The organism is Kineosphaera limosa NBRC 100340 (assembly GCF_000298215.1).
GTDB lineage: Bacteria > Actinomycetota > Actinomycetes > Actinomycetales > Dermatophilaceae > Kineosphaera > Kineosphaera limosa.
Genome location: NZ_BAHD01000057.1, coordinates 1 through 26,510, shown reverse-complemented (window position 1 = coordinate 26,510; position 26,510 = coordinate 1). Strand labels below are relative to the sequence as shown.

The 26,510-nt window shown below is 71.3% G+C and carries 23 protein-coding genes, 1 tRNA gene and 1 pseudogene; 15 read left to right on the top strand and 10 right to left on the bottom strand.

Translation table 11 applies throughout. The features are described 5' to 3' along the window. Positions 1 to 50: 50 nt before the first annotated feature. From KILIM_RS15495 to KILIM_RS15460, 8 genes are all read left to right on the top strand, one after another. Positions 51 to 806: a phosphoadenylyl-sulfate reductase gene (locus KILIM_RS15495; protein WP_006593666.1), complete on the top strand. Its 756-nt coding sequence runs from the start codon at positions 51 to 53 to the stop codon at positions 804 to 806. After that, the gene (gene cysC, locus KILIM_RS15490) at positions 803 to 1,414 is read left to right on the top strand and encodes an adenylyl-sulfate kinase (RefSeq protein ID WP_006593665.1); all 612 of its coding nucleotides are present in this window, start codon (positions 803 to 805) and stop codon (positions 1,412 to 1,414) included. Before KILIM_RS15495 ends, cysC begins: the two co-directional genes overlap by 4 nt. Continuing rightward, positions 1,411 to 2,406, top strand: a complete 996-nt coding sequence (cysD, locus tag KILIM_RS15485; RefSeq protein ID WP_006593664.1) for a sulfate adenylyltransferase subunit CysD — start codon at positions 1,411 to 1,413, stop codon at positions 2,404 to 2,406. The genes cysC and cysD overlap by 4 nt, the downstream gene beginning before the upstream one ends. Next, positions 2,406 to 3,755 (top strand): sulfate adenylyltransferase subunit 1, encoded by a 1,350-nt coding sequence (locus tag KILIM_RS15480; RefSeq protein ID WP_006593663.1) that lies wholly within the window; start codon positions 2,406 to 2,408, stop codon positions 3,753 to 3,755. Before cysD ends, KILIM_RS15480 begins: the two co-directional genes overlap by 1 nt. Beyond that, the gene (locus KILIM_RS15475) at positions 3,740 to 4,489 is read left to right on the top strand and encodes a sirohydrochlorin chelatase (protein WP_006593662.1); all 750 of its coding nucleotides are present in this window, start codon (positions 3,740 to 3,742) and stop codon (positions 4,487 to 4,489) included. Before KILIM_RS15480 ends, KILIM_RS15475 begins: the two co-directional genes overlap by 16 nt. Before the next feature lie 131 nt (positions 4,490 to 4,620). Then, the gene (locus KILIM_RS15470) at positions 4,621 to 5,064 is read left to right on the top strand and encodes a hypothetical protein (protein WP_157551752.1); all 444 of its coding nucleotides are present in this window, start codon (positions 4,621 to 4,623) and stop codon (positions 5,062 to 5,064) included. Positions 5,065 to 5,121: 57 nt separating this feature from the next. Further along, positions 5,122 to 6,522, top strand: a complete 1,401-nt coding sequence (locus tag KILIM_RS15465) for an NAD-dependent malic enzyme (protein WP_006593660.1) — start codon at positions 5,122 to 5,124, stop codon at positions 6,520 to 6,522. Positions 6,523 to 6,543: 21 nt separating this feature from the next. After that, positions 6,544 to 6,750 (top strand): hypothetical protein, encoded by a 207-nt coding sequence (locus KILIM_RS15460; RefSeq protein WP_006593659.1) that lies wholly within the window; start codon positions 6,544 to 6,546, stop codon positions 6,748 to 6,750. A gap of 18 nt (positions 6,751 to 6,768) precedes the next feature. Here the strand turns inward: KILIM_RS15460 and KILIM_RS15455 are convergent, their stop codons facing one another. The 5 genes from KILIM_RS15455 to thiO form a co-directional block, all read right to left on the bottom strand. Next, a complete protein-coding gene (locus KILIM_RS15455; protein WP_006593658.1) occupies positions 6,769 to 7,644 on the bottom strand; it encodes an AlbA family DNA-binding domain-containing protein in 876 nt (291 codons plus the stop codon). 378 nt (positions 7,645 to 8,022) lie between these two features. Next, positions 8,023 to 9,192 (bottom strand): molybdopterin-synthase adenylyltransferase MoeB, encoded by a 1,170-nt coding sequence (moeB, locus tag KILIM_RS15450; protein WP_006593657.1) that lies wholly within the window; start codon positions 9,190 to 9,192, stop codon positions 8,023 to 8,025. Next, on the bottom strand, positions 9,189 to 9,926 hold the full coding sequence (locus tag KILIM_RS15445; RefSeq protein WP_169330769.1) for a thiazole synthase: 738 nt from the start codon (positions 9,924 to 9,926) through the stop codon (positions 9,189 to 9,191). The genes moeB and KILIM_RS15445 overlap by 4 nt, the downstream gene beginning before the upstream one ends. Positions 9,927 to 10,009: 83 nt before the next feature. Next, positions 10,010 to 10,258 (bottom strand): sulfur carrier protein ThiS, encoded by a 249-nt coding sequence (gene thiS, locus KILIM_RS15440; RefSeq protein WP_006593655.1) that lies wholly within the window; start codon positions 10,256 to 10,258, stop codon positions 10,010 to 10,012. Continuing rightward, a complete protein-coding gene (gene thiO, locus KILIM_RS15435; protein ID WP_006593654.1) occupies positions 10,255 to 11,502 on the bottom strand; it encodes a glycine oxidase ThiO in 1,248 nt (415 codons plus the stop codon). The genes thiS and thiO overlap by 4 nt, the downstream gene beginning before the upstream one ends. 253 nt (positions 11,503 to 11,755) lie before the next feature. Between thiO and thiE the strand changes: the two genes are divergently transcribed. Beyond that, positions 11,756 to 12,451 (top strand): thiamine phosphate synthase, encoded by a 696-nt coding sequence (gene thiE, locus KILIM_RS15430; RefSeq protein ID WP_006593653.1) that lies wholly within the window; start codon positions 11,756 to 11,758, stop codon positions 12,449 to 12,451. 523 nt (positions 12,452 to 12,974) lie between these two features. Here the strand turns inward: thiE and KILIM_RS15425 are convergent. Continuing rightward, positions 12,975 to 14,864: an acyl-CoA dehydrogenase gene (locus KILIM_RS15425; RefSeq protein ID WP_006593652.1), complete on the bottom strand. Its 1,890-nt coding sequence runs from the start codon at positions 14,862 to 14,864 to the stop codon at positions 12,975 to 12,977. Positions 14,865 to 14,988: 124 nt separating this feature from the next. Between KILIM_RS15425 and KILIM_RS15420 the strand changes: the two genes are divergently transcribed. Next, positions 14,989 to 16,683 (top strand): CYTH and CHAD domain-containing protein, encoded by a 1,695-nt coding sequence (locus KILIM_RS15420; protein ID WP_169330767.1) that lies wholly within the window; start codon positions 14,989 to 14,991, stop codon positions 16,681 to 16,683. Between the two features lie 11 nt (positions 16,684 to 16,694). On the opposite strand, the gene KILIM_RS15415 is transcribed toward KILIM_RS15420, so the two are convergent. Together KILIM_RS15415 and dacB are read right to left on the bottom strand one after the other, a co-directional pair. After that, positions 16,695 to 16,765, bottom strand: a tRNA-Gly gene (locus KILIM_RS15415). Positions 16,766 to 16,938: 173 nt separating this feature from the next. Next, complete coding sequence (dacB, locus tag KILIM_RS15410; protein WP_006593650.1) at positions 16,939 to 18,348, bottom strand: D-alanyl-D-alanine carboxypeptidase/D-alanyl-D-alanine endopeptidase; 1,410 nt, start codon at positions 18,346 to 18,348, stop codon at positions 16,939 to 16,941. A gap of 321 nt (positions 18,349 to 18,669) precedes the next feature. Here dacB and dcd point away from each other — a divergent pair, with 321 nt between their 5' ends. The 5 genes from dcd to KILIM_RS15385 all read left to right on the top strand — a co-directional run bounded on the left by dcd (position 18,670) and on the right by KILIM_RS15385 (position 24,452). After that, the gene (gene dcd / locus KILIM_RS15405; protein WP_006593649.1) at positions 18,670 to 19,245 is read left to right on the top strand and encodes a dCTP deaminase; all 576 of its coding nucleotides are present in this window, start codon (positions 18,670 to 18,672) and stop codon (positions 19,243 to 19,245) included. Positions 19,246 to 19,253: 8 nt separating this feature from the next. Then, complete coding sequence (locus KILIM_RS15400; protein ID WP_006593648.1) at positions 19,254 to 19,949, top strand: alpha/beta hydrolase family protein; 696 nt, start codon at positions 19,254 to 19,256, stop codon at positions 19,947 to 19,949. A 65-nt stretch (positions 19,950 to 20,014) separates the two neighbouring features. After that, a complete protein-coding gene (locus KILIM_RS22545; protein ID WP_006593647.1) occupies positions 20,015 to 20,704 on the top strand; it encodes a TetR/AcrR family transcriptional regulator in 690 nt (229 codons plus the stop codon). Continuing rightward, entirely contained in the window at positions 20,698 to 22,425 is a 1,728-nt protein-coding gene (locus KILIM_RS15390; protein ID WP_006593646.1) for an ABC transporter ATP-binding protein, read from the top strand. The genes KILIM_RS22545 and KILIM_RS15390 overlap by 7 nt, the downstream gene beginning before the upstream one ends. Beyond that, entirely contained in the window at positions 22,422 to 24,452 is a 2,031-nt protein-coding gene (locus KILIM_RS15385) for an ABC transporter ATP-binding protein (RefSeq protein ID WP_157551751.1), read from the top strand. Before KILIM_RS15390 ends, KILIM_RS15385 begins: the two co-directional genes overlap by 4 nt. Positions 24,453 to 25,206: 754 nt before the next feature. Here KILIM_RS15385 and KILIM_RS15380 read toward each other — a convergent pair. After that, entirely contained in the window at positions 25,207 to 25,806 is a 600-nt protein-coding gene (locus tag KILIM_RS15380) for a mycothiol transferase (protein ID WP_006593643.1), read from the bottom strand. Between the two features lie 255 nt (positions 25,807 to 26,061). Further along, positions 26,062 to 26,510: pseudogene (locus tag KILIM_RS15375) on the bottom strand (iron-sulfur-binding reductase); the annotation flags it as partial.

Below are 26,510 nucleotides of genomic sequence, written 5' to 3'. Positions count from 1 at the left end.
CTCCGGCGGCCACCCTCGCCGCGACGAGGCTCCACCCACCAGGAGACACCATGACTGCACAGATCACAGGGCGATCACCCCTGCGCTCCGCCGCGGAGCTGGAGGAGATCGCCGCCGCGGGGATCGCCGAACTGGGCATCGTCAACCCGACCAAGAACGGCCCCGGTCGGGATGCCGACGCCGCCGACGTCATCGCCTGGGCCGCCGCCACCTTCGGGCCGACCTGGGCGCTGACCGCCTCGATGCAGGACACCGTGCTCGCGCACCTGGTCGCCCGGGTCGCTCCCGGCACCGACGTGCTCTTTCTGGAGACCGGATACCACTTCGCCGAAACTCTGGCCACGCGCGACGCCGTCCGCGAGCGGTACGCCGTCAACGTCATCGACCTGCGCGCCGAGCAGACACCGGCGGAGCAGGACGAGGCGTACGGCGCCGACCTGTTCGCCAGCAACCCCGACCTGTGCTGCTTGCTGCGCAAGGAGACTCCGCTGGACGAGGCGATGGAGAACTACGAGGCGTGGGCCACGGGTCTGCGCCGCGCCGAGGCGGTCACTCGCGCCGGCACCCGGCAGATCGCGTTCGACGCCCGCCGCCAGCGGGTCAAGATCGCGCCCCTGGCCGGCTGGAGCGACGCGGATGTCGCGGCGTACGTCGCCGAGCACGACGTCATCGTCAATCCGCTGGTGGCCCAGGGCTATCCGTCGATCGGCTGCGCCCCTTGCACCCGCAAGGTGCTGCCCGGCGAAGACGCCCGCGCGGGCCGCTGGGCCGGCACCGCCAAGATCGAATGCGGGATCCACCGATGAGCGGGGTCGGGGGCGCCGACGCGCTGACGATCGCCGCGATCGCCGACGCCCAGGTGCAGGCGGCGCGGCCGGCGGGGCCAGGCGTCACCGTGTGGCTCACCGGTCTCTCCGGGGCCGGCAAGTCGACGATCTCCTACGCGCTGGCCGACCGGCTGCGCGAGGAGGGCCGGGCCGTCGAGGTGCTCGACGGCGATGAACTGCGCGAGGCGCTCTCTCCGGGACTGGGGTTCAGCCGCGCCGACCGCGACGCCCACGTCGGCCGGGTCGGCTACCTGGCCCGGCTGCTCGCCCGCAACGGCGTCGTCGCGCTCGTGCCGGTCATCGCGCCGTACGAGCAGACGCGCGCGGCCGTGCGCGCCGGTCACGCGGCCGACGGCACCGCCTACCTGGAGGTGCACGTCGCTACCCCGGTCGACGAGTGCGCCCGCCGCGACGTCAAGGGCCTGTACGCCAAGCACGCCGCGGGCCAGATCTCGAGCCTGACGGGGGTCGACGACCCGTACGAGGCACCCGCCGAGCCCGACCTGCGGCTCGACACCACCGGCTCCGACCTGGGTGCCGACGTCGAGACCGTGTACCAGATGTTGTCCGAAAGGGGACTGCTGTGACGCTGACCGCCCGCGCGGCCGAGCGCGCGACGACCGAGCCCACCAGCGCCGCCACCGAGGCGGCCGAAACCGTGGCGCCCGGCGAGAGCGCCGAGCCGACGCTCGAGCTGTCGCTGCGCATGCTGGAGGCCGAAGCCATCCAGATCATCCGCGAGGTCGTCGCCGAGTTCGACCGCCCCGCGCTGCTGTTCAGCGGCGGCAAGGACTCCGCCGTGCTGCTGCACCTGGCCCGCAAGGCGCTGGCGCCGGCGCCGCTGCCGATCACCCTCGTGCACGTCGACACCGGCCACAACCTGGCCGAGGTCATCGAGTACCGCGACCGCGTTGTGGCAGAGGGTGGACACAATCTCGTCGTCGCTGCGGTGGAGGAGTGGATCGCGGACGGGCGACTCGTCGAGCGCCCCGATGGCACTCGCAACCCGCTGCAGACCATCCCGCTGCTTGACACAATCACGCAGTACAAGTTCGACGCGTTACTCGGCGGCGCCCGCCGCGACGAGGACCGGGCGCGCGCCAAGGAGCGGGTCTTCTCGATCCGCGACGCCTTCGGCGGCTGGGACCCGCGCAGCCAGCGCCCCGAGCTGTGGACGCTGTACAACGGTCGGCATGCCCCCGGCGAGCACACCCGCGTGTTCCCGCTGAGCAACTGGACCGAGCTGGACGTCTGGCGCTACATCGCCCAGGACAATGTGGAGCTGCCGAGCATCTACTACGCGCACCAGCGCGAGGTGTTCCGCCGCGACGGCATGTGGCTGACCCCCGGCCCGTGGTTCGGCCCGCGCGACGACGAGACGCTCCAGACCCGCACGGTGCGCTACCGCACGGTCGGCGACGGCTCCTGCACCGGCGCCGTCGACTCCACCGCCACGACGCTGGACGAGGTCATCGCCGAGATCTCGGTGAGCCGCCTCACCGAGCGCGGCGCGACTCGAGCTGACGATCGCCTCTCCGAGGCCGCCATGGAAGACCGCAAGCGAGAGGGCTACTTCTGATGTCGCTGACCCCCACTGTGAGCACGGCTGGTCCGGTCGGCGTCGACGATGCCGCGGCCAACCGCCGCGAGCTGCGGCTCGTGGTGGCCGGGTCCGTCGACGACGGCAAGTCGACCCTCGTCGGGCGGCTGCTGTACGACACCAAGTCGATCCTGGCCGACCAGTACGAGGCCATTGAGGACGCGAGTCGCCGCCGCGGCAGCGACGAGGTCGACCTCGCGCTGCTCACCGACGGTCTGCGGGCCGAGCGCGAGCAGGGCATCACGATCGACGTGGCCTACCGCTACTTCTCGACGCCTCGGCGCAGCTTCGTGCTGGCCGACACCCCCGGGCACACGCAGTACACGCGCAACACCGTGACCGGGGCCTCGACCGCGCAGGCTGCCCTCGTGCTCGTCGACGTCCGCAATGGCGTCAGCGTGCAGACCCGTCGGCACTTGGCGGTCATGGCGCTGCTGCGGGTGCCGCACGTCATCGTCGCGGTCAACAAGATGGACGCGATCGGTTGGGACGAGGCGCGCTTCGCCGCCGTCGCCGCCGACGTCGCGCAGGTGGGCGAGAGCCTGGGGCTGCGCGACCTTCGGATCGCCGCGGTGTCGGCGCTGACCGGCGAGGGTGTCGTCCAGCCCGGCCCGGCCTGGAGCGCGCACCCGCCGCTGCTGGAACTGCTGGAGAACCTCACGGAGAACGCCGACGAGCGCCCGCTGCGCCTGCCGGTGCAGCTCGTCATCCGCCCGCGCACCCCCGAGCATCCCGACTACCGCGGCCTGGCCGGGCGTGTGGCCGACGGCACCATCGCTGTCGGCGACGAGATCGTCGTGACCCCCGGCGGGCTGCGTTCGACGGTCACCGGCATCGACACCCCGTGGGGGCCGGTCGATCGGGCGGTCGCGGGCGAGTCGGTCACCGTGCTGCTGGCCGACGAGCTCGACGTGGGCCGCGGGCAGGTGCTCAGCCACGCCAAGGCGCTGCCGCAGGAGGTCCGCGAGATCGAGGGCACGGTGTGCTGGTTGGCGCAGGGTCACGGCGTCGTCGGCGCCCGGGTGTTGGCCCGGGTCGGCACCTCGACGGTCCGCGCCATCGTGCGGGAGGTCGGGGCGCACTGGGATCTGGATGAGTCCGCGTGGGTCTCCCACGGCCGCCCGATCGAGCTCAACGACATCGCCCGCGTCACCGTGCAGCTGGCCGAGCCGGTCGCGGTCGACGACTACGTGCGGCTGCGCGAGACCGGTGCCTTCATCCTCATCGACCCCAACACCGGGGGGACTTTGGCCGCCGGGATGGCCGGCCCGCCGGCATTCGGCGTCCTGCCCGACGATGTGGAGGACGACGAGTGGCTGAGTCCCTGAGCGTGCTGCTCGTCGGGCACGGCAGCCGCGACCCCCGGTCGGCGGCGGCCCTGCGCGACCTACGTGACCGCGTCGCCGTCTCCGTGACCGCCGAGGCGTGCCTGCGCGACGAGCCCGCCCCGCGGGTCGAGCTGGCCTTCTTGGAGCTGTCGCAGCCGCTGCTGGAGGACGTGCTGGCGCAGCTGACCGGCGAGGTGATCGTCGTGCCGCTGCTGCTGGCGACGGCCTTCCACGCCCGTGAGGACCTGCCGGGCCGGGTCGGCGCGGCGTTGGCGGACCGGGTCGACCTGCACGCGCGGATCAGTCCGGTGCTGGGCCCGCACCCGCTGCTCGACGCGGCGGTGGCGGCGCGCGCCCAGGCGCTGCGAGCGGCCGGGCACGACTCGATCATCCTGCTCGGCACCGGCTCGTCGCACGAGAGCGCCAACGCGGAGGCGGCGCAGGTCGCCGAGCGGCTCGGGTTCGCCCTCGAGGTGCCAGTGGTGGCGGCGTTCGTCACCCGTGGTCCCGATGTCGAGGCGGCGGTGGCTGCCGTGGGTCTGCGGGGCGCGCGAAATCCCGGGGTGGTGCCCTGGTTCCTCGCTCCGGGGTTGCTGCTGGACGCCGGGCTGCGCCGAGCCGCCGAACTCGGGATCGAGGCCGCCGGCGACACCCTCGCCGCCGACTCCCGCATCGTCGACCTCGTCTGCACCCGGATAGCCCGGGAACACTCCGCGCTGACGCCGGTGCCGTAACCGGCCTGGTCGGCCTCGCCCCGGCCGACGCCGGACCCTCATCCACAGGCCCGGCCCGCCCGCGAGCGAATCGGACAGGGCTGTGGATGCTCGCCGACGCGTCCCACGGGTTTGCGGCCACAGTGTCAGGCATGACTTTCGAGCACTTGCCCAGCGGTTGGGCGGACCGTCCCCTGACCGATCCCGACATCTTCGCCGACGCCGTCGACCTCTTCGCCTCCGACGCGAGCCGCTACGCCGGCTGCCTCTACCTGCTGCTGTGCGATGCGCGCGTGCAGCTGATCCAGTCGGTCGCCATCGACCAGTGGGATTTCGACGCCACGGCTGCGGAGCAGCGGCGCTGCCTGCAGACCCTCCTGGGCCACCTGGCCGATCTGGGCATTCGTGATCTCGTGGCCGTGCTGGCGCGGCGGGGCCGCGCGGCGCCGATCGGCAACGATCACCAGACGGCATCGGTGCTGCGGGACGTCTGCGAGGGGCACGGCATCCGTCTCGACGGGCTGGCGATCGCGACGCCGACGGGGGTCCTCGCGCATCGTGCAGCGGCGTTCCCGCTGCACGCCGAAGCGGCCTGAACCCGGGGAGCCGCGCGCAGCCGACGCCCCGGCGCCGCGTAGCCTGCGGGTATGTCGATGACGCCTACGCCCACCCCTGCCTACTCCGTTCGCGTGCGCGTTCGGATGGTGAACCGTCCGGGCACGCTGGGTCGTCTGGCCGTGGCGATCGGGGATGTCGGCGCCAACATCGTCGGGCTGGAGGGCTTCGTCGTCACCGGCTCGCACCTGACCGACGAGATCGTCGTCTACTGCGGCAGCGAGACCCATCAGCAGCAGGTGCGGGCGGCCATCGACGCGCTGCCCGATGTCGAGGTGCTGGAGTGGCACGACCGCACGCACGTCATGCACCGCGGCGGCAAGATCGAGGTGGTGCCGTCGTCGCCGTTGAACGATCAGGACGACCTGGCGATGGCGTACACGCCTGGGGTCGCACGGGTCTGCATGGAGATTGCGCGGGACACCGACGTCAGCTACGAGTACACGATCCGCAAGAACACGGTGGCGATCGTCTCCGACGGCACGGCGGTGCTCGGCCTGGGCGACATCGGGCCCGAGGCGGCGATGCCCGTGATGGAGGGCAAGGCGATGCTGTTCAAGCACTTCGGGGGCGTCGATGCGTTCCCGATCTGCGTGGACACCAAGGACCCCGACGAGATCGTGGCGATCGTCACGGCGTTGGCGCCGACCTTCGGCGGCATCAACCTGGAGGACATCGCGGCGCCAGGGGCGTTCGACATCGAGGACCGGCTGGTGGCGGCGCTGGACATTCCGGTGTTTCACGACGACCAGCACGGCACGGCGATCGTCACGGTCGCCGCCCTGCACAACGCGCTACGGCTGGTGGACAAGAAGCACGAAGACCTCAAGGTCGTCGTGGCCGGCGTCGGGGCGGCCGGGGTCGCGGTGAGCAAGATGCTCATGGCCGCCGGGGTCCGCAATATCGTCGGGGTCGATCGTCGGGGCGCGGTGCACACCGGCCGAGAAGACCTCAACGCCAGTAAGCAGTGGTTCGCGGGTAACACCAACCCGGACCGGTTGGCGGGCACCATCACCGACGTCATCGCGGGCGCGGACGCGTTCATCGGCTTGGCCGGACCCGACCTGCTGACGGTCGACGACGTGAAGTCGATGGCCACGGACCCGATCGTGTTCGCGATGGCGAACCCGAACCCGGAGATCCGCCCCGAGCTCATCGCGGACATCGCCGCGGTCATTGCGACGGGTCGCAGCGACTTCCCGAACCAGATCAACAACGTGCTGGCGTTCCCGGGCATGTTCCGGGGGGCGTTCGACGCCCGGGCGCGCAAGATCACGGAGTCGATGAAGTCGGCGGCGGCGGTGGCCATCGCGGAGGTCGTCGGCGATGCGGTGCGGCCCGACTACATCGTGCCGTCGGTCTTCGACCCCCGCGTGGCCCCCGCGGTGGCGGCCGCGGCGGCCCACGCGGCCCGCGAAGACGGCGTCTGCCGGCCATGAGCACGCGGGCCAGGTCGAGCCATGCGTGACCGGCAACGTCGGCCGCGCCGCTCGGTCTTCGAGGCAGGGCGCGACTTCTGGGCGGGCGCGATCGTCATGATGGTGCTCGCCGCGGTGTTCGGCGTCGACCAGTTCAACCGAGGCAACCTGCTGCTGGCCTCCCTGGCCGCGGCCGCGTTCACGTTCTTCGGCTGGCGCCTCTTCGTCACCGCCACCAAACGCCGCTGAGGGGGCTCGGTTCGCGGTTCAGCGCGTGGGTGGCGGTCCGGCGCGGAACCGGCGGGCCTGGTCGCGGGCTTGGGCGCGCGCGGCGGCCACCACCGGGATCGGCCAGCGATGCGCGATGTACTCCACGGCGTCGTCGACGCCGAGCATGCGGCTGGAGTTGCCGACGCGTACCCACAGTTCGGGGACCACGGCTTGGCCTTTGCCGGGGCGCAGGTAGATGGGTCGCGGTGATGGTGGGCACAGCAGCCGACAGACGTGGCTGCCGTCGTCGAGTTCTTCGAAGTCTGCGATGGGCAGCCCGGCGGCGTTCGTGCCGAGGCGGGACTGCAGCAGGTCGCGCAGCCACAGCTCGAACCGGTCGGGGTCGGGCTGCTTGAGCGTCGCGAAGTCTGGAGCCAGGCCGAGCAAGGTGCCCTCGTCGTCGACTCCGAGCAGCAGAGTGCCCCCGTCGCTGTTGCCGAACGCGGCGACGGTCTTGGCGACGATGAGCTCCATCCGCTCGTCGCGCTGACCGGTGCGCAGGTTGACCCGCGCGGACGACTTCAGCTCGAGCCGATCGCTCTCACCCGCCGCCGCCTGTGCGCGGATCGAGGGCCGAGCCGGGGGCGGCGCCAGCCGCAGCACCAGCGCGGACACCAGGCCCAGCACCACGACGTCGGTGGCGAACGCGATGAGCAGGGCGATCGGGCTCCACAGGTTCAGCCCCGGCACGAACCAGCCGGCGACGAAGAAGCCGAGGCACATGCCGAGCACCGAGGCCACGGTCGTCGTCGACACCGACAGCCGCACGCGGGAGCGCAACAGCCGCTGGGCGCCCAGGCCCATCAGCCAGGCCACGAGCAGGATCATCGGCTGAACGAGCGCGAAGGTCACCAACATCGGACTGTGCGGCACAGAACTCCTCGCGGGTCTCAGGGGGTGGCGAGCGGCAGGTCAGCGCACCGCAAGCGCACCATCGAGCCTACGTTGCACCAGGCCAGCTGGTCCCAGAGGCCGCGCGGCAGGGCGCCAAAACTGATGACAGAGCAGCGGCTGATCGAACGCGCACCCAGCGGCAGATCGAACACGTGGCTTGCGGCAGATCGAACACGTGGCGGCCAAGAGCAGTCGTGGCGCACGGGTCTGGACGGGACACGCCTGGTCGCAACGGGACACAGCCTGACCCGACGGGACACGCCTGGTCAGGTGTGTTCCGTCCGCCCCAGATGTGTCCTGTTGCGCTGGGCTGTGTGCCGACGCGCTGGGCTGTGTCCTGTAGCGCCGCGAGCTGTGTCACTCGTCCCGGTGAGCGCGCTCCCAGGCGGTGTAGCCGCCGAGTAGGTGGCGGACGTCGGCGTGGCCTTGGGCCACGAGGTGGTCGAGCACCTGGCCGGAGCGGCCGCCGGCGGCGCAGTGCAAGAGCAGAGGGCGATCGGTGGGGAGTTTGACCGCACCGGAGAGGATCTGGTCCTTGGGGATGAGGCGGGCGCCGTCGATATGGCCCAGGTCCCACTCCACCTGTTCGCGCACGTCGACGAGGTCGAAGTCGGTCTCGCCGCGGGATCGGGCGGCCAGCAGGGCGTCGAACGTCTCCACGTCGATCTCGGAGCCAGCCGGTCGACCGCTCGCTTCCGCCGGCTGCGCGGCGGGAGCAGCGCAGTACGCACCGACCGCCTCAAGTGCGGTCATCGGCGTCCGCGACGGGTCGGGGCGGATCGCCAGCTCCCGCCAGGTCGCCTCGAGGGCGTCGTAGATCAGCAGCCGGCCGACGAGGGTTCGGCCGACGCCCGTGATGAGCTTGACCGCCTCCGTGCCCATCGCCGCGCCGATCGCCGCGCACAGCACGCCGAACACCCCGGCCTCCGCGCACGACGGCACCAACGCCGGATCGGGCGGATCGGGGAACAGGTCGCGGTACACCGCGCCGCGGCCGGGCCAGAACACGCTGACCTGCCCGTCGAACCGCAGGATCGAACCCCACACGCACGGCGTCCCGGAGATCTCGCACGCGTCGGCCACCAGGTAGCGGGTCGCGAAGTTGTCCGCGCCGTCGAGCACCAGGTCGTAGCCGCCGATGATCTCCAGAGCGTTCTCGACCGTCAGCCGCTGCGCGTGCGGGATCACCGTGATGGCCGGGTCGATCCGCGCGATCGCGTCCCGCGCCGACTCCACCTTCAACCGCCCGACATCCGCGACGCCGTGCACGACCTGGCGGTGCAGGTTCGACTCGTCCACCACGTCGTCGTCGATGACCCCGATGGTCCCCACCCCCGCCGCAGCCAGGTAGAGCAGCGCGGGGGAGCCGAGCCCGCCGGCCCCGATGACCAGCACTTTCGCCGCCAGCAGCCGGCGCTGACCCTCGATGCCGATGCTCGGCAGGATCGCGTGGCGCGCATATCGGCGGCTTTGCGTCGGCGTCAGCGGCGGCCCGGGCTCGACTAGCGGAGGGAGCGGGGTGCTCATAGGTCGGGCCGCCCCTCCATCGGCGAGGACGCCAAGGCGTGGCGACGCTGCGGGATCCGCCCGGCGCGGCGCGCCAGATACCCGGCCGCCACCGCATGCCGAAACGCCGCGCCCATCCGCGCTGGATCGTGCGCGCGGGTCACCGCCGTCGCCAGCAGCACCGCGTCACACCCCAACTCCATCGCCAACGCGGCATCCGAGGCCGTGCCGATCCCCGCGTCGAGCACGATCGGCACACCCGCCCGGGCGACGATCAGCTCGATGTTGTGCGGATTGAGAATGCCCAGTCCGGTGCCGATCGGCGCCCCCAGCGGCATCACCGCCACGCACCCCAGCTCCTCGAGGCGCAGCGCCGTGACCGGGTCGTCGTTGGTGTAGGCGAACACCTTGAAGCCCTTCGTGACGAGCTGCTCGGCCGCCTCCAACAACTCCGGGGCGTCGGGGAGCAGCGTCGTCTCGTCGGCGATCACCTCGAGCTTGATCCAGTCGGTCTCCAACGCCTCGCGCGCCAGCTCGGCGGTCAGCAGCGCCTCGCGCGCGGTGAAGCAGCCGGCCGTGTTCGGCAGGATGCGGATGCCGCGGTCGCTCAGCAGCTCGAACAGCGAGCCCGCCTCGCCGGGGGAGTAGCGACGCATCGCCACGGTCGTCAGCTCGGTGCCGGAGGCGTCGAGCGCCGCGCCCAACGCGTCCAGGCTCGGGATGCCGCCGGTGCCCAGGATGAGTCGCGAGCACATCGCCACTCCGTCGATGACCAACGGCTCCGTCAGCTCTCCCGTCAGCTGCTCGCCCACGCTCACGCCCACCTGTTCGCTCACGCTCACCCTCCCTGCACGGCGGTGACGACCTCGACGCGCTGATCTGCACGCAACAGTGTGTCGTTCCATTCGGCCCGCGGCACCAGCGCCCCGTCGACCGCCAGTGCGATGCCGAGGCCGGCGCCCTCCCTGGGGCGCCCGAGCGGATCTACCTCCCGGCCCGTCAGCTGCTCGACGAGTTGGCGGCACGTCGACCCCGGCGGCAGCGTGCGCCGCTCGTCGTTGACAGTGATCGTGACGTCGGTGCTCACACGGGCTCCTTTGTCGTAGTAGCGGTGGCCGTGGCTGCCCCGCTGTCCGCAGCGGGCGCAGCGGTGGCGTCGGCGGGTGCAGCAGCGGCGGCGAGGTCAGGGTCGGCCTGCGCGAACCGGTCGGGCGCGAAGGCGGCAAGGTCACAGCCGACGGGCCGGTCGGCGGTCCCCACCAGGTGGGCCACGGTGTCGGCGATGATCGGCGCGAGCAATACGCCGTTGCGGAAGGTGCCCGTCGCGGCGATGAGGCCGAGCGCCGGCAACCGCCCCAGCAGCGGCGCGTTGTCCGGCGTGCCGGGACGAGCCCGGGCCACCGACTCCAGCAGCGTGAACTCGGCCAGGGCCGGCAGCAACCGGATGGCGTCGCGCAGCAACTCGTGCACGCCGCCGACGCTGACGCTCGGGTTGCCGTCCTCGCGGCTCGTGGCCCCCAGCACCAGCGTTCCATCCGCACGGGGCACCAGGTAGGCGGGTCGGCCGGCGACCAACGCCCGGATCGTGCCGCCGATGAGGCCGCGCAGGGACGCCGGGGCATCGAGGCGCAGCACGTCGCCGTACACGGGCCGGACCGCCGGCTCAAAGCCCAGACCCGCAATGTCGCGGGCGCCCACCGCGTTGGCGAGAACCACCGCATCGGCGCCGATCCGGCTCCCGTCGGCCAGCAGCACCCCGGTGACCGCGGAGGCGTCGTCACCCTCGTGCGTCACCGCGGTCACGAGACCCGGCACGAACTTCGCGTGACGCGCAGCCAGCCCCTCCAACAGCGCCGCGGCCAGCACCCGCGGATCGACTTGATGATCGCCCTGGGCCAGAAATGCGCAGCTCAGCCCCGGTCCCAGCAGCGGTTCGAGACGCCGCGCCTCGCGGGTGGTGATGCGCTGCGATGCCAACCCCAACGACGTCGACAGCTCGTGCAGGTCGCTCAGCGAGCCGCGATCCGCGGAGTCGGCGCCGACGATGAGGGTGCGCGTCGGCAGATAGCCAACGTCGGCCTCCGACCGACCCAGCGCCTGCCCGACCTGCGCGACGAACTCCGGATAGCGTGCGGCCGACGCCAGGCAGAGCCGGCCCAACGCCTCCTCGCGGTAGTACGTCTCGGCGACCGGAGCGAGCATCCCCGCCGCCGCGTGGGTGGCCCCGGTGGCCGGCGCGGGATCGACGAGCACCACCCGCATGCCCTGCGTCGACAGGCGCCACCCGATGGCCAGCCCGACGATGCCCGCTCCGACGACGACGACGCGCATGCACCCTCCCTTCGCCGGCATGACCCAGACAGGTTCGAGCGGTCGGCGCCTGCGGGCGCCCTCTCAGCCACCCTGCGCGGCGGCCCGGTGGCCCGGTGCCCCGCGCGCTGTGGCTCCCGCGGATTTTCCCCACCGTATCCCGGGCCGCCGAGGGCGGCAGCGCGGGCCGCCCACGGCCACCCGCGACCAACCCGCGACCGCCGGCCTCGCGGCGCCACTCGCGCCGCCGCGCGGGCCCCCTACGGTGGGGCGTATGCCGATCGACGCGCCCGCCGCCGCACCCACTGCCATCCAGAGCGCCGACCTGCGGGCCCGACTCCAGGGCGCCCACCTCTACCTGTGCACCGACGCCCGGGAGGCGCGCGGTGACTTCGACGCGTTCGTCGCCGCGTGTTTCGCCGGGGGCGTCGACATCATCCAGCTGCGCGACAAGACCCTGGAGGCCGCCCGCGAGCTCGAACTGTTGGGGGTGCTGGCGCGCCGAGCCGCCGAGGCCAACGCGCTGTTCAGCGCCAACGATCGCGCCGACGTAGCGATCCTGTCGGGAGCCGACGTGCTGCATGTCGGCCAGGGCGACCTCACCCCGGCTCAGTGTCGACAGTTGGTGCCCCAGGCGCTTGTGGGGCGCTCCACCCACGACCCACAGCAGCTGGCCGTCGCGCTCGCCGACGACGATGTCGACTACTTCTGTACCGGCCCGGTCTGGGCCACGCCCACCAAACCCGGGCGCCCCGGCGTCGGTCTCGACCTGGTCCGTGCCGCAGCCCAAGCGTCCCCGGCCCAAGAACCGCAGGCCAAACCGTGGTTCGCCATCGGCGGCATCGACGAGGAGACGCTGGGGCAGGTCGTCGACGCCGGCGCCACCCGGGCGGTCGTCGTCCGGGTGCTCACGCAGGCCGAGGACCCCCAGACGGTCGCCGCGAGGCTGCGCGCCCGCCTGCGCTCCTAGTCCTTGTCGACAACACGACCGCATGTCGACAAGTTCTGTCCTGCCATGTGGACAGACTCTCCCCGGCCGGGCGGTGCAGGCGGCAGGATGAGCACAGGAAGCCGGCGCCCTCGGGGGGCGCCGGCTCCTTTGCTTTGGCGGAAAGCCCAGCCCAGCCGCCAGCCCAGCCCCCAGCCCAGCCCCCCAGGTCGACGGTCGCCCTTCCTGCCGAGGGTTGCGGTCGCAACGGCACCCGTCGGCAGTAGGCGCGACGGTCGGCGGGTGGGGTGGGGCGCCCCGTCCGGCCCAGCCCCCGGGGTCCCAGCCCCCGGGTCGACGGGCGCGCTCCCTGCCGAGGGTTGCGGTCGCAACAGCGACCGTCGGCAGTAGGCGCAACCGTCGAGTGGGGGGCCGGGCGGCGGGGGACGGACAGGGGCCGGGCGGCGGGGGACGGACAGGGGCCGGGCGGCGGGGGACGGACAGGGGCGGGCGGCGGGGTCGGACAGGGGTGGGCGGCGGGTCGGACAGGGGTGGCCCGCCCGGGCTAGAAGGCGGCCTCGGGCAGGTCCATGAGGGCGTTGTCGGTGTGGGTGGCGATGTCGCGCTCGCCGGCCAGCAGCGGCAGCACGGTGCGGGCGAAGAAGCGGGCGGCGGCGACCTTGCCCGTGTAGAAGGCCTGGTCAGCGTCGGATAGGTTCTCGCGCTCCAGAGCTTGCAGGGCGATCTCCGCCTGCCGCAGCAGCAGCCAGCCGACCATCACGTCACCGGCGGCCATCAGCAGCCGGGTGGTGTTCTGCCCGATCTTGTACAGGTTGCGCGGGTCGTTGTCCTCCCCGGTGCGCGGGTCCGACTTCATCAGCTCGCCGACCATGTAGCCCAGGATCGCCTGCACGTCTTCGCCGGCGCGGCCGAGCAACTTGCGCTCGGTGCCCAGCGCCGCTGGCCCGTCGGTGACGAAGCCCTGGATCTGCGCGGCGACGTGCCCGAGGGCCACGCCCTTGTCGCGGATGATCTTGCGGAAGAAGAAGTCCATGCCCTGGATCGCGGTCGTGCCCTCGTACAGCGTGTCGATCTTGGCGTCGCGCACGTACTGCTCGATCGGGTAGTCCTGCAGGAAGCCGGACCCGCCGAGGGTCTGCAGCGACTCGGTGCCCAGCAGCACCCACGCCCGCTCCGAGCCGACGCCCTTGACGATCGGCAGCAGCAGGTCGTTGACGCGCATCGCGAGGTCGACCTCCGAACCGGCCTCGGCACCCGAACCCGGCTCGGCGTGCACCTCGCTGGTCGACAGCTCGTGCCGCGCGACGACGTCCTGCAGGGAAGCGGTGTAGAGCACCAGGGCCCGCAGCCCCTCCGCGTAGGCCTTCTGCAGCATGAGCGAGCGGCGCACGTCGGGGTGCTGGGTGATGGTGACGCGCGGTGCGGCCTTGTCGGCCATCTGGGTCATGTCCGCACCCTGCACACGTTCCTTGGCGTACTGCAGCGCGTTGAGGTAGCCGGAGGAGAGGGTGGCGATGGCCTTCGTGCCGACCATCATGCGCGCGTACTCGATGACCCGGAACATCTGTGCGATGCCCTCGTGCACATCGCCGACGAGGGTGCCGACGGCGGGCTCCTTCTCGCCGAAGCGCAGCTCGCAGGTCGTCGAGACCTTCAGGCCCATCTTGTGCTCGACATTTGTCACAAAGACGCCGTTGCGCTCGCCCGGGTCGCCGGTCTCGAGGTCGACGTGGAACTTCGGCACGCAGAACAGCGAGAGTCCCTTCGTGCCGCCGCTCGCCCCCTCCGGGCGGGCCAGCACGAGGTGCACGATGTTCTCGCTCATGTCGTGTTCGGCGGAGGTGATGAACCGCTTGACGCCGGTGATGTGCCAGGTGCCGTCCGCCTGCTGTACCGCCTTAGCGCGTCCGGCGCCGACATCCGACCCGGCGTCGGGCTCGGTGAGCACCATCGTCGAGCCCCACTGCCGCTCGATCATGTGCCGGGCGATCTGCTTCTGCTCGGGAGTGCCGAGTTCGTAGAGGATCGTGGCGAAGCCGAAACCGGCCGTGTACATGTAGAGGGCGGGGTTGGCCCCGAGGATCAACTCGGCCACCGACCAGCGCAGCGACGGCGGGATCACCGTGCCGCCGAGCTCGCCGTGCACGTTGAGCATGCCCCACCCGGCGTCGATGTACGCCTTGTACGACTGCTTGAACGATTCCGGCAGGGTCACCGTGTTGGTGCTGGGGTCGAAGACCGGCGGATTGCGGTCGGAGTCCAGCAGGCTCTGGCCGAGTTCGTTCTCGGCCAGTCGGGCGACCTCCCGCAGAATCTCTCGCGCCACGTCCGCATCGACGTCTGCGAACGGGCCCTCTCCGAGAAATTCGTCGCGCCGCAGTACCTCGAAGAGGTTGAACTCCAGATCGCGGACGTTGCTTTTGTAGTGGCTCACGAATACCCCTTTGTTACCGGCCAGTAACATGATTGTGCACGAACGCCTGACGTGGTGCAAGAGCCGAAGGCGGCCGGGTCGCACGGCCGGGCGGCCACCGTGCTCCTTCCGTAGACTGATGGGCGTGACTGGCGCGGCGCTTGAGACAGAACTGAAGTTCGAGTTGTCCCGCGACGACCGGCTGCCACGTCTGGCCGGACTCGGTCCGATCACCACGGTGGGGCCGGCTCGCCGCATGGTCCAAACAGCCGTCTACCACGACACTCCCGACCTCGCGTTGCTCGCCGCCAAGCACACGTTGCGCCGCCGCACCGGCGGTACCGACGCCGGCTGGCACCTCAAAGCTCCCGGGGGCCAGTCCGACGACGGGGCGTGGCGCCGCACCGAGTACACCGCGCCCCTCGGCTCGGCGCGTAGCTTCGTGCCCGCCAGCCTGCGCGAGGTCATCGCCCCGATCATCGGTCGGGAGGTGCTGCTGCCGGTCTGCGTGCTGCGCACCGTGCGCGTGCGGCGCGAATTGCTCGACGCCGACGGCGCGCGGATCGGGCTGCTCGAGGACGACACCGTCGAGGCCTGGCGCCCCGGTCGGGCCGGCAGCGAGCTGCGGATCACCTGGCGCGAGGTCGAGGTCGAGATCGTGACGGCCGAGCCGGCGGTGGCCATCAGTGCCCCGGAGGCCGAGGCGGCCTCCTCGTCTGTGGTCGCCGCGGTGTTGGCCGGCTTCGAGACGATCGGGGTGGCCCCCTCAAGGGCCCCGTCGAAGCTGGCGCGGGCGCTGGAAAGCCTGGGTCTGCAGCCTGGGCCGTCGGTCGCCGTGCCCGAAGACGTGTCGATCGCCGCGGACGTCACCGGGGCGCGACTGGCGGTGTGGCGTTACGCGGCGGCCCAACTCGGCGTCATCCAGGCGCTGACCGGCGCCGTTCGCGACGACGCCCCCGACGCGGTGCACAAGATGCGCGTCGCCACCCGTCGGCTGCGGGCGACGCTGCGCACGATCCGCCCGTGGCTCGACGCGGAGCAGACGCAGGCGATGCGTCGTCAGGTGCGCTGGTTGACGCGCACGCTCGGCGGCGCTCGAGACGGGGAGGTGGTGCGGGAGCGCATCCTTGGTGAACTCGATGAGCTGCCGCGGCGCGATGTGCGCGGCCCGATCCGCAATCGGCTGAGGCGAGAGCTGAATTCGACGCACGCCCAGGCGCATGAGCGGGCGGTGGCGGCGCTGGACAGCCCTCGATACGAACGCCTGCTGGCCAATATTGCCGACTTCCTGCTGGCGCTGCCCTGGCGCAAACGCCGCCGCCGCAGCCTGCACGACCTCCTGCTCGCCGCGACCCACCGCGTGCAGAAGCGCGCGGTGCTGGCCGACGAGGCCGACACCCCCGCCGAGCGCGAGTTCGAGCTGCACGAGGTGCGCAAGAAGGGCAAGGCTGCGCGGTACGCCGTGGAGGCGGCGACGAAGTTCGCGCCGGAGCCGCACGAGCTGGGCGACGCTGCCGAAGGTGCTGCCGACGACGCCGAGGAGGCCGAGGCGGCCGCTCGCGACAGCGCCGGGGCGGAGGGTGAGGAGAGTGCCGGGCGTCAGCCGCTGGACCCCGCTCAGGAGCTGGCGGCGTGGGTGGATTTGCAGGAGCTCCTCGGCGACCATCAAGACGCCGTGGTGGCTCGCGAGACGCTGCGTCGCATCGCCGCCCAGGCCCGTGCCGCTGGTGAAGACACCTATAGCTACGGCGTGCTCGTCGGCCGGGAGACGCAACGCCTGGCCGACAACGCCAGCAAGATCGAGAAGGCTCTAGCCCGCGCGCTCGGCGAGGCGGGCTGAGGCCAGTGTTGAGCGAGTGACGGGAATCGAACCCGCGTGTTCAGCTTGGGAAGCTGATGTTCTACCATTGAACTACACTCGCGTTATTGCAGGTCACGGACGGTTTCTCGAAAATCTCAGCGAGGCTCGCCAGTCTCCTGCAACGGATCGCGACCACGGTGGATCGCGTCGACGGACAACTGTACCCGAGGCGCTCGGCGGTCGGGACAGCCGGGGGGAGGTCGTGGCGGTCGGACGCCCAGCGGTAGCCGACGGTCAGCGGCAGCCGACGGTGCTGGTCGCCAGGGTGTCGACGGCGTTGCGCACCGCGGCGGTCCGGCGATTGCCGTTCTCCAGGAAAGCGAAGATGCGGTCGCGGCCGTCGGCCCCGTGCGCGACGCCCGCGAGCGCCACGACATCGCCCAGCGTGCCCGTCTTGGCGTTGACCTTGCCGACCGCGCACCGCTGCACGCTCGAGTGGTAACGCGTGCGTAGGGTGCCGGTCTGCCCCGAGATCGGCAGCGCGCCGCGGCGGAACACGAGCGCCCGGTCCTGCGGGTCCTGGTACATCGCGGTGAGGGTCTGCACCAGGGTGCGCACCGGCATCCGGTTGCTGCGCGACAGGCCGGAGCCGTCGTAGGCGGCGTACCCGGTCAGCGGGATGCCGTTGGCCGCCAGCACGGAGCGGGCGTGCCGCAGCGAGCCGTTCCACGTCGGGGCCTCACCGGCCCGCAACGCCGACAAGCGCAGCAGGTACTCCGCGTAGTCGTTGTCGGAGTTGTTGAGCATGACGCTCATGATCGCGGTGATCGATGCCGACGCGGTCCGCGCCAACTCGTCCGAGCCGGGGGCCGTGCCGCGGCCGTAGTTGCCCACGGCGACACCGCGTTTGGTGAGCTCGGAGCGAAAGGCCGCGCCCGCGGCCAGCGTCCCGTCGGCGCCGCGATAGCTGCGCAGGGTCAGGCCGCGCACCTGCTGCACGTCGCCGCGCAGGTAGCTGCTCTTCCAGCCCGTCGCCAAGGTCGGGCGCGGGAACACCGTGTCGTCGAGGTAGAGGTTGACGCTCGTGCGCCCCTGCGCCTGCAGGGCGGCGGCGGTCTGCGCCGCGAGGGCGTTGATGCGGGCTCGGGTCAGCGTCGGGTCGCCACCGCCGACGACGTAGACATTGCCCGGGTTGGCCTGGGACTGCACGGTCTTGGTGATGATCTGAGCCTGCGGATGCAGCGAGCGCAGCGTGACGAACGCCGTGATGACCTTCTGCGTCGACGCAGGCATCCGGGTGCGGTCCGGCGAGCGCGACCACACGACCTCCCCGGTCGCGGTGTCGACGACGTAGCCGCTGAGGCCCGCCAGGTACTGGCTGCGGGCGCCCCCGGCGAGTTGCCGGGCGATCGTGGCCTGCAGGGCGGTCGACAGGCGCACCGGGTCGGCGCTGGCCGCAGCGACGCCGACCTGCGCGAGCTGCGCGTGATTCGCGGAGACGGTGGTGCCAGTGGCGCCCGCCGCGACAGATGCTCCCGCGGCCGTCGACAGGGGGGCGGCGCCGGCCGGCGCCTGCGCGAGGCCCCCGACCGGTAGGGCGAGCAGCGCTCCGACCGTGACCGCAACGGCCCGGCGACGCAGCTGTGCGGTCGGGCGTCCGCGGGAAGAGTTGGGGTGGGCGGGACGGCTGGGACGCGCAGTCATGCCTGGTCAGTCCTCGGGGGTCGGCGCCGGTGCTCGGCGGTCAGAGAGTGGACCGCGAGCCCCTCCGGGCGGACGCATGCGACCTCCACGACGACCGGCGCCCCCTCCGACGCCGGCCGTCTTGGACGTCGCACATCGCCCACCGCTCGCGAACTCCTTTCGGCGCGCCGGTGGCCGGGCTGAGTGCCAGTTGTGCAAAATCTCGGTATGCCCGCTGGTCCAAGGGGCTGCTGATCGTTGTGGCACAAGGAGATTCGGCGCCCGTGGCGCTGTCGTGGGCACCGTCTGCCCACCCCGGCCCCGCGCGGGTAGCCTGACGCCGTGCTGCTGTCTGATCGCGATATCCAGGCCGAGGTCGATGCCGGGCGGGTCGTGCTCGACCCCTTCGAGCCGGGCATGATCCAGCCGTCGAGCATCGACGTGCGGATGGATCGCTACTTCCGCCTGTTCGACAACCACAAGTACGCGGTCATCGACCCCTCGCAGGAGCAGCCGGAACTGACCCGGCTCGTCGAGGTGGAGCCGGACGAGTGCTTCATCCTGCACCCGGGGGAGTTCGTGCTCGGGTCGACGTTCGAGGCGGTGACCCTGCCCGACGACGTCGCCGCTCGCGTCGAGGGCAAGAGCTCGCTGGGGCGCCTCGGGTTGCTGACCCACGCGACTGCGGGCTTCGTCGATCCAGGCTTCTCTGGGCACGTGACGTTGGAGCTCAGCAATGTCGCAACCCTGCCCATCAAGCTGTGGCCGGGGATGAAGATCGGCCAGCTGTGCTTCTTCCGGCTCACCAGCTCGGCGCTGCACCCCTACGGATCCGCCGCGCGCGGCTCGCACTACCAGGGGCAGCGCGGCCCGACGGCCAGCCGCTCCCACGCCAACTTTTTTCGCTCCCAGGTGTAGGAGCAGCTGTGCCCAGTGCGGCGCCCCCGCCGGGGGAGTTGCCGGAGGATCTGCCGGAGCCGGTGCGGCCGCACCTGGAGGTGGTGCCGACTCCCACCCCGTCGACGGCGATCCTCGTGTTGCTGCACGGCGGCCCGGAGCGGGGGTTTCGCGAGGCGAGTCGGCTGGGCGCCCCCTACCTGCGGATGATCCCTTACGGCCGCGCGGTGCGCCGCCGCAGCGAGGACCGCATCGCCGTCGTCCGGCTGCGGCACCGGCACAACGGCTGGAACGGTGCTGCGGCCTCGACGGCCGTCGAGGCGCGATTGGCCCTGGACGACCTGGCGGAGGCTGCCCCGGGCGTGCCGATCGGGCTGCTGGGGCACTCGCTGGGCGGGCGGACGGCACTGCGGGTCGCTGACCATCGCGCGGTCCGTTCTGTCGTCGCGCTCGCGCCCTGGCTGCCGCCGGGCGAAGACGTTCAGCCCCTGGCCGACCGCGACGTGCTGATCCTGCACGGTGCCGCCGACCTCGTCTGCCCGATCGCCGACACGGAGGCGTTCGTGCGCCGGGCCCGCGCCGATGGCCGGTCGGTCGCCTTCGAGCGCCTCGCCGGCGCGGGCCACCTCATGCTGCGCCGGGCGCCCCTTTGGCACGATTTGGCCGCTACGTTCCTGGTCCGCACCCTGCTGCCCGACGACCCGAGCGCCGGCGCGACGATCTGAGAGTGGGCTCGGTGGAGCGCAAACCAGGTTGTGAGTGAGCACTCACTCCACGTACGATCTGGCGCGTGACTGCCCGCCGCGCACCTGCACTGAGCCAGGACGAGCGCCGCAGGCATCTGGTCGACGTGACGATCGGCCTGGTGCGCGAGCGGCACGAGCTGCCCAACACCCGCGACATCGCCAAGGCCGCCGGCATAGCCGAGGGCACGATGTTCCGGGCCTTCGAGACCAAGGACGCGCTGACGGATGCCGTGGTCGGCGCCATCGCCTGCCCTGTGCCGCTGCGCACCGCGATCGGTGGTATCGATCCGACGCTGCCCCTGCGCGAGCGAACGCTGGCCGCCACCCAGCTGCTCATGGAGCGCTTCGCCGGGCTGCTCGAGGTGTTGCAGCCTTTGGGCGTCAACGGCCCGCCGGCACACCACCGCCACCCTGGCTGCCCCGACCCCGAAGCGAAGATCCCCAGCGCCCACCCCGGTGAACGCACCGCGCTGGAGTCACTCTTCGCGTGCGACGCGGACCACTTGCGCTTGGGTCCAGAGGAGTTCGCCCACGTCCTGCGCCTGCTCGCATTCGGCAACGCCAGCCGACAGATCGGGCGCGCCCAACTGCTGTCGGCCGCCGAGGTCACCGACCTACTGCTCGACGGCGCCGCCCGCCGCGAGCAAGAGATCACACCGCCCGTCACCACTTCAGCCCCCACTTCAGCCACCCCTTCAGCCACCCCTTCAGCCACCAAGGAGTGCCCATGCTGAGCCGCCTGCTCCGCACTTACCTAGCGCGCTATCGCGGCGCGCTCATCGCCGTCATTGTGCTGCAGTTCGTCGCCGGCATTTCCGGGCTTTTCCTGCCGAGCCTGAACGCCGACATCATCGACAACGGCGTGGCCGTCGGCGACACCGCGCACATCTGGGCGGTCTCGGTGTGGATGCTCGGGTTCAGCCTGGTGCAGGTCTTTGCCCAGATCGGGGCCGTGCGGGCCGGCGCGCACGCCGCGATGGGCATGGGCGCCGACGTGCGCGCCGCGCTGCTGCGTCGGGTCATGAGCTTCTCCTCGCGTGAGGTCGCGCAGTTCGGGGCGCCCTCGCTGATCACCCGCAACACCAACGATGTGCAGCAGATTCAGCAGCTCGTCGTCATGGGCGCCATCATGCTCGTCGCCGCGCCGATCACGATGGTCGGCGGAGTCATCATGGCGCTGCGCGAAGACGTAGGCCTTTCCTGGCTGGTTGCGGTCTCGGTGCCGGTTCTGCTCGTGGCGATCCTGCTCATCATCCGCAAGATGGTGCCGCTGTTCCGGCTCTCCCAGACGCGCCTCGACAACGTCAACCGGGTGCTGCGCGAGCAGATCACCGGCATCCGGGTCGTGCGGGCCTTCGTCCGCGAGGAGCAGGAGCGGGAGCGGTTCGCCGTCGCCAACAACGAGTTGACCGACACCCAGTTGGGCGTCGGGCGACTCATGGTGCTGATGTTCCCCATCGTCATGCTCGTCATGAACGTCTCGACGGTGGCGGTGCTGTGGTTCGGTGCACACCGCATCGACTCCGGAGACATGCAGGTCGGGGCGCTGTTCGCCTACATCAGCTACCTCATCCAGATCCTCATGAGCGTCATGATGGCCACGATGGTCGCCACGATGATCCCGCGAGCCTCGGTCTCGGCGGAGCGCATCATGGAGGTGCTGCAGACCAGCTCGACGGTCGTGCCGCCCAGCAATCCCACCCCGATCGGGCAGGCTCGCGGGTTGCTGGAGTTGCGCGACGTGAGCTTCACCTACCCCGGCGCCGACTCGCCAGTGCTCTGCGACATCAGCTTCACCGCGCGTCCCGGCACGGTCACGGCGATCATCGGCTCCACCGGCTCCGGCAAGACGACGCTGGTCAACCTGCTGCCGCGGCTCTTCGACGCCACCGGCGGCAGCGTGCGCCTCGACGGTGTCGACGTGCGTGAGATCGACCCCGAGCAGCTGTGGCGTCGGGTGGGGCTCGTGCCGCAACGGCCGTACCTGTTCAGCGGCACGGTCGCCAGTAACCTGCGCTACGGCAATCCGGACGCGACCGACGAACAGCTGTGGCGGGCGCTGGAGATCGCCCAAGCGGCGTCGTTCGTGCAGGCGATGGACGGCGGCCTGGAGGCGTCGATCGCCCAGGGCGGCACGAACGTGTCCGGCGGCCAGCGGCAGCGGCTGTGCATCGCCCGGGCGCTCGTCGCGCAGCCCGAGCTGTACCTGTTCGACGACTCCTTCTCCGCCTTGGACCTGGCCACCGACGCGCGGCTGCGCGCCGCGCTCAAGCCGTACACGGCGGACGCGACGGTCGTCATCGTCGCCCAACGCGTCTCCACCATTGAGGACGCCGATCAGATCGTCGTGCTCGAGGCCGGCCGCATCGTCGGATTGGGCAGGCACGAGGAACTGCTGGCGACCTGCACGGAATACCAGCAGATCGTCGAGTCGCAGCTGGCGGTGACGGCATGAGCAGCACCACGAACGCGACCTCCGGTGGGGGCCAGGATCGGCCGGCGGTGCCGCGGCCCGGCAGCCCCGGTGGCCCTGCGCCGGGCGGGGCCGGCGGTGGCCCGGGGCGTGGGCCGGCCATGGCGATGCCGGTGGAGAAATCGCTGAACTTCCGCGCCTCCTCGGCCCGCATCCTGCGTCGCCTGACGCCGATGCGCACCCAGCTCATCGGCGGCTTCGTGCTGACGATCGCCTCCGTCATCCTCTCCACACTGGGGCCGCGGGTGCTGGGCTGGGGCACCGACCTCATCTTCGCCGGCTTCATCGGCTCCCAGCTGCCCTCCGGGGTCAGCAAGGAGCAGGTCATCGAGGGGTTGCGCGCCCGCGGCGACACGACCTTCGCCGACATGCTCGGCGGCATGAACGTCGTGCCGGGGCAGGGCATCGACTTCGGCGGGTTGGCGCGCATCCTGCTGCTGGTGCTCGGCCTGTACGTCGTCGCGGCGCTGCTCGCATGGCTGGCCGGCCGGCTGTTCAACGACGTCGCGGTCAACGCGATGCGTCAGTTGCGCCGCGATGTCGAGGAGAAGCTGCACCGGCTACCACTGAGCTACTTCGACCGCAGGCCGCGGGGCGAGTTGCTCAGTCGCGTCACCAACGACATCGACAACCTCACCCAGAGCCTGCAGCAGACCTTCGGGCAGCTGCTGAACTCCCTCGTGCAGGTCGTCGCGATCCTCGCGCTCATGCTGTGGATCTCCCCGATGCTCACGCTCATCGCGCTGATCTCGGTCCCCGTGTCGATCGGGGTCACGGCCCTCATCGCCAAACGCAGCCAGAAGCTGTTCATCAGGCAGTGGGCGGCTACCGGTGATCTCGGCGGGCAGATCGAGGAGGCGTTCACCGGGCACGAGCTGGTGACGGTGTTCGGCCGCCGGGAGGAGGTCATCGCGCGTGTCGAGACGACGAACCGGGAGCTGCAGAAGGCCGCGTTCGGGGCTCAGGCCGTCAGCGGGATGATCATGCCGATCATGTTCTTCGTCGGCAACCTGTCGTTCGTGCTCGTCGCGGTCGTCGGCGGCCTGCGGGTCACCACGGGCGCGTTGACGCTCGGCGACGTGCAGGCCTTCATCCAGTACTCGCGGCAGTTCACCCAGCCGATCACGCAGGTGGCCTCGATGGCCAACCTGCTGCAGTCGGGGGTGGCGTCGGCGGAGCGGGTGTTCGAGCTGCTGGACGCGCAAGAGCAGGTGCCCGATGTGGCCGGGCCGGCGCTCGAGGGCTCGTGCGGGCGCATCGAGTTCGAGAACGTCGACTTCTCCTACAGCCCCGACAAGCCGCTCATCGAGGACTTGTCGCTGGTCGCCGAGCCCGGCCAGACCGTGGCGATCGTCGGGCCGACCGGCGCCGGCAAGACGACGCTGGTGAACCTCATCATGCGGTTCTACGAGCTGGACGGCGGCCGGATCAGGCTCGACGGTGTCGACATCACCGACCTGTCTCGGGACGAGTTGCGCGACGAGATCGGGATGGTGCTGCAGGACGCGTGGCTGTTCAAGGGCACGATCCGCGACAACATCGCCTACGGGCGCCCCGACGCGACCGACGAGGAGATCCGCGCGGCTGCCGAGGCGACCTATGTGGACCGGTTCGCGCAGCACCTGCCTGACGGCTACGACACGATCATCGAGGACGAGGGCGCCAACGTGTCCGCGGGGGAGCGCCAGCTCATCACGATCGCGCGGGCGTTCGTGTCTCAGCCGTCGCTGCTCATCCTCGACGAGGCGACCAGTTCGGTGGACACCCGTACCGAGTTGCTGCTGCAGCAGGCGATGGCCGCGCTGCGCACCGATCGCACGAGCTTCGTCATCGCCCACCGGCTCTCCACCATCCGGGACGCCGATCTCATTCTCGTGATGGAGGACGGCCGCATCGTCGAGCAGGGCAACCACGAGCAGTTGCTGGAGCGTAACGGCGCCTACGCCCGCCTCTACAACGCCCAGTTCGCCGGCGCCGCCACCACCGACGACAACGACTTCTCCAGCTGACCCCCCTTCGATGTCTCTGGCCGCTGGGGCCGGATCTATCGCATGCCAACTGAGCTGTGCCGTGAGGGAAGTGTCGACTCAACCCCTTTGTTCCTGCGGCCTACACGCTGCGTCCACGACCCGCAAGTGCACCGGATCTTCGCCCCTGGGGGGTGCAGTGAGGGCGTCGAGGGCCATCTCGACGATCTGGTGACAACCGCCGGCGTCGAGTGCCACTGTCGCATTGAGGAGGACAGGGCCTCCTCGTGGTTCAAAGACGCTCCACCCCCGCTCAAGTAGGCCCCGGTCGTCAGCCGCGCGGGGTGAGGTGTTCGCCTGAAGAATGACGGTGGGGCCCCCGCCGAGGAGTTGCACCCAGCGGGCGACCGACGGCTCACCCGCCACGCCGACGCTGACATCGAGACGTTCAATGGTGACGAGTTGCTCCCGTGGTCGGAACATCGGATCGGCATGGGCGTCGAGCAGCGGAGCGCGTCGCTCGAGATAGTCCCGTAACGCCGCCCAGTCCGACCCCTCGTAGGGTGAGGGGTACTGATCGGGCTGATTCTTTCGCCTACCGAACATCGCTCACTCCTTCAGCGCCGCGATCAGCGTGCTCGGCGGTTGCGTCGCCCTGGGCCGGGCAGAAGTTCATGCCGGTACTCTGTCATCGCCGCCCGGTGGTGTGTGGCGAGGGCTACATCTCAGCGTGCTCTGGTTCACCGGCAGGGGCCCGTGGATCCTCGTTCGTAGAACACCCCGGGTGGGAGACGGGTCACGCCTTAGGTTCTGGGGTCCAGGGGCGGATGAAGTCGTTGCCCGGCCGGCCGGTGACTGCGAGGTCGAGCCCACCGGCGTCGGCGCCGTCGAGCTGTTCGCGGATGATGTCGGCGTGACCCGCGTGACGGGCGAACTCCTCGATCTCGTGCAGGATCGCGTACCGGGCGCGGGTGGGCGTCGGCTCGAAGCGGCCGTCCCAGGGGGCCGGCGGTTCGAGCACCTCGGCATCGGGGTCGAGGGCGCGCAGGTCGCAGAGGAGTCGCTCGGCCGCGGCGTCGAAGTCGGCCAGGGCGTCCGTGATGGACTCCTGGTCGGTGAGCGCGAAGCTGGCCATGAAGGCCTGCGCCGTCTCGGCAAAGGCCTGCGGATCGACCGGGCCCGGCTCTTGGGTGCGGCGGCGGCGCCAGCCGTCGGCCACGTAGGCGCAGTGCTTGACGATGCCGCCGATCGAGAGGGCGCTCGCGCAGGGCGTGACCCGCGCCTGTTCGTCGGTGAGGCCGTAGGCGGACGTGCGGATCGCGCGCAGCTGCTGCTCGACGTAACTGGTGAGCTCGTCGATCTCGCTGCGCACGGCGGGGGTGACTGTGAGGGACATGGGCGCTCCTTCGAATCGGGAAGGCTCGTGTGCCGGAGGGTCCGGCAACGGGACACCCGCAGTGTCGACCTGGCTGCGGTCAGATCCTGGCCCTTGGCCGGCCCCGGGGGCCGCCCGGCGTCACCGGCCTCGACGGCCCATAGACCAGCCCACCCCTCTCCGAGAGCCCTACTTCGCGGCGACCTGCAGAGCCATTCTCTGAAGCAGGCCGGAGAGTACGACTATCGGGGAGGGGTGGGCTGGGGTGCTGGTTGGCTATTCGCCGCGCAGGATCTTCAGCGCCTCCGAGGCGGGCAGGGTCTTGCCGTCGGCGGCGTCGACCAGGCGCTGCCAGGCCGCCGCGTCTGCGCGACCGCCGGCGGGTGTGGTGCTCGACTGGGCGGGCGCCGGAGCGGGAGTGGCAGCAGGCTCGGGAGTGGCTGGCTGCTCGGCGGGCGAGGGCTCGGTGGGCTCGTCGGCGCGCGCCGTCTCACCAGCCGAGGCCTGCGGGTCGGGGGTCGCAGCCGGTTCACTCGCTGGCGGCCCCGGAGCCGCAGTCGGCGCCGAGTCGGCCGGCGGCGCGGTAGCCACGGGCGGCCCACCCCCGGCATCGCCTCGGAACTTGGCGAAGGCCTCGGCCGCGCTCGGGTGGCCCGACGGGTGCGCCGGAGAAGGTGCCGGTGCGGCGCTGGGCTTGGCCGCCGCAGGAGCGGGCGCCGCCGGGG

Excerpts from the sequence above, each read along its gene's own strand:
- KILIM_RS15385 (WP_157551751.1), top strand. The coding sequence starts at position 22,422 with ATGAGCAGCACCACGAACGCGACCTCCGGTGGGGGCCAGGATCGGCCG.
- thiO (WP_006593654.1), bottom strand. The coding sequence starts at position 11,502 with ATGCGCGTCGTCGTCGTCGGAGCGGGCATCGTCGGGCTGGCCATCGGG.
- KILIM_RS15390 (WP_006593646.1), top strand. The coding sequence starts at position 20,698 with ATGCTGAGCCGCCTGCTCCGCACTTACCTAGCGCGCTATCGCGGCGCG.
- KILIM_RS15480 (WP_006593663.1), top strand. The coding sequence starts at position 2,406 with ATGTCGCTGACCCCCACTGTGAGCACGGCTGGTCCGGTCGGCGTCGAC.
- KILIM_RS15470 (WP_157551752.1), top strand. The coding sequence starts at position 4,621 with ATGACTTTCGAGCACTTGCCCAGCGGTTGGGCGGACCGTCCCCTGACC.
- KILIM_RS15445 (WP_169330769.1), bottom strand. The coding sequence starts at position 9,926 with ATGTGCTCGCGACTCATCCTGGGCACCGGCGGCATCCCGAGCCTGGAC.
- KILIM_RS15460 (WP_006593659.1), top strand. The coding sequence starts at position 6,544 with ATGCGTGACCGGCAACGTCGGCCGCGCCGCTCGGTCTTCGAGGCAGGG.
- KILIM_RS15380 (WP_006593643.1), bottom strand. The coding sequence starts at position 25,806 with ATGTCCCTCACAGTCACCCCCGCCGTGCGCAGCGAGATCGACGAGCTC.
- KILIM_RS15495 (WP_006593666.1), top strand. The coding sequence starts at position 51 with ATGACTGCACAGATCACAGGGCGATCACCCCTGCGCTCCGCCGCGGAG.
- cysC (WP_006593665.1), top strand. The coding sequence starts at position 803 with ATGAGCGGGGTCGGGGGCGCCGACGCGCTGACGATCGCCGCGATCGCC.
- moeB (WP_006593657.1), bottom strand. The coding sequence starts at position 9,192 with ATGAGCACCCCGCTCCCTCCGCTAGTCGAGCCCGGGCCGCCGCTGACG.
- dacB (WP_006593650.1), bottom strand. The coding sequence starts at position 18,348 with ATGACTGCGCGTCCCAGCCGTCCCGCCCACCCCAACTCTTCCCGCGGA.
- KILIM_RS15465 (WP_006593660.1), top strand. The coding sequence starts at position 5,122 with ATGACGCCTACGCCCACCCCTGCCTACTCCGTTCGCGTGCGCGTTCGG.
- thiE (WP_006593653.1), top strand. The coding sequence starts at position 11,756 with ATGCCGATCGACGCGCCCGCCGCCGCACCCACTGCCATCCAGAGCGCC.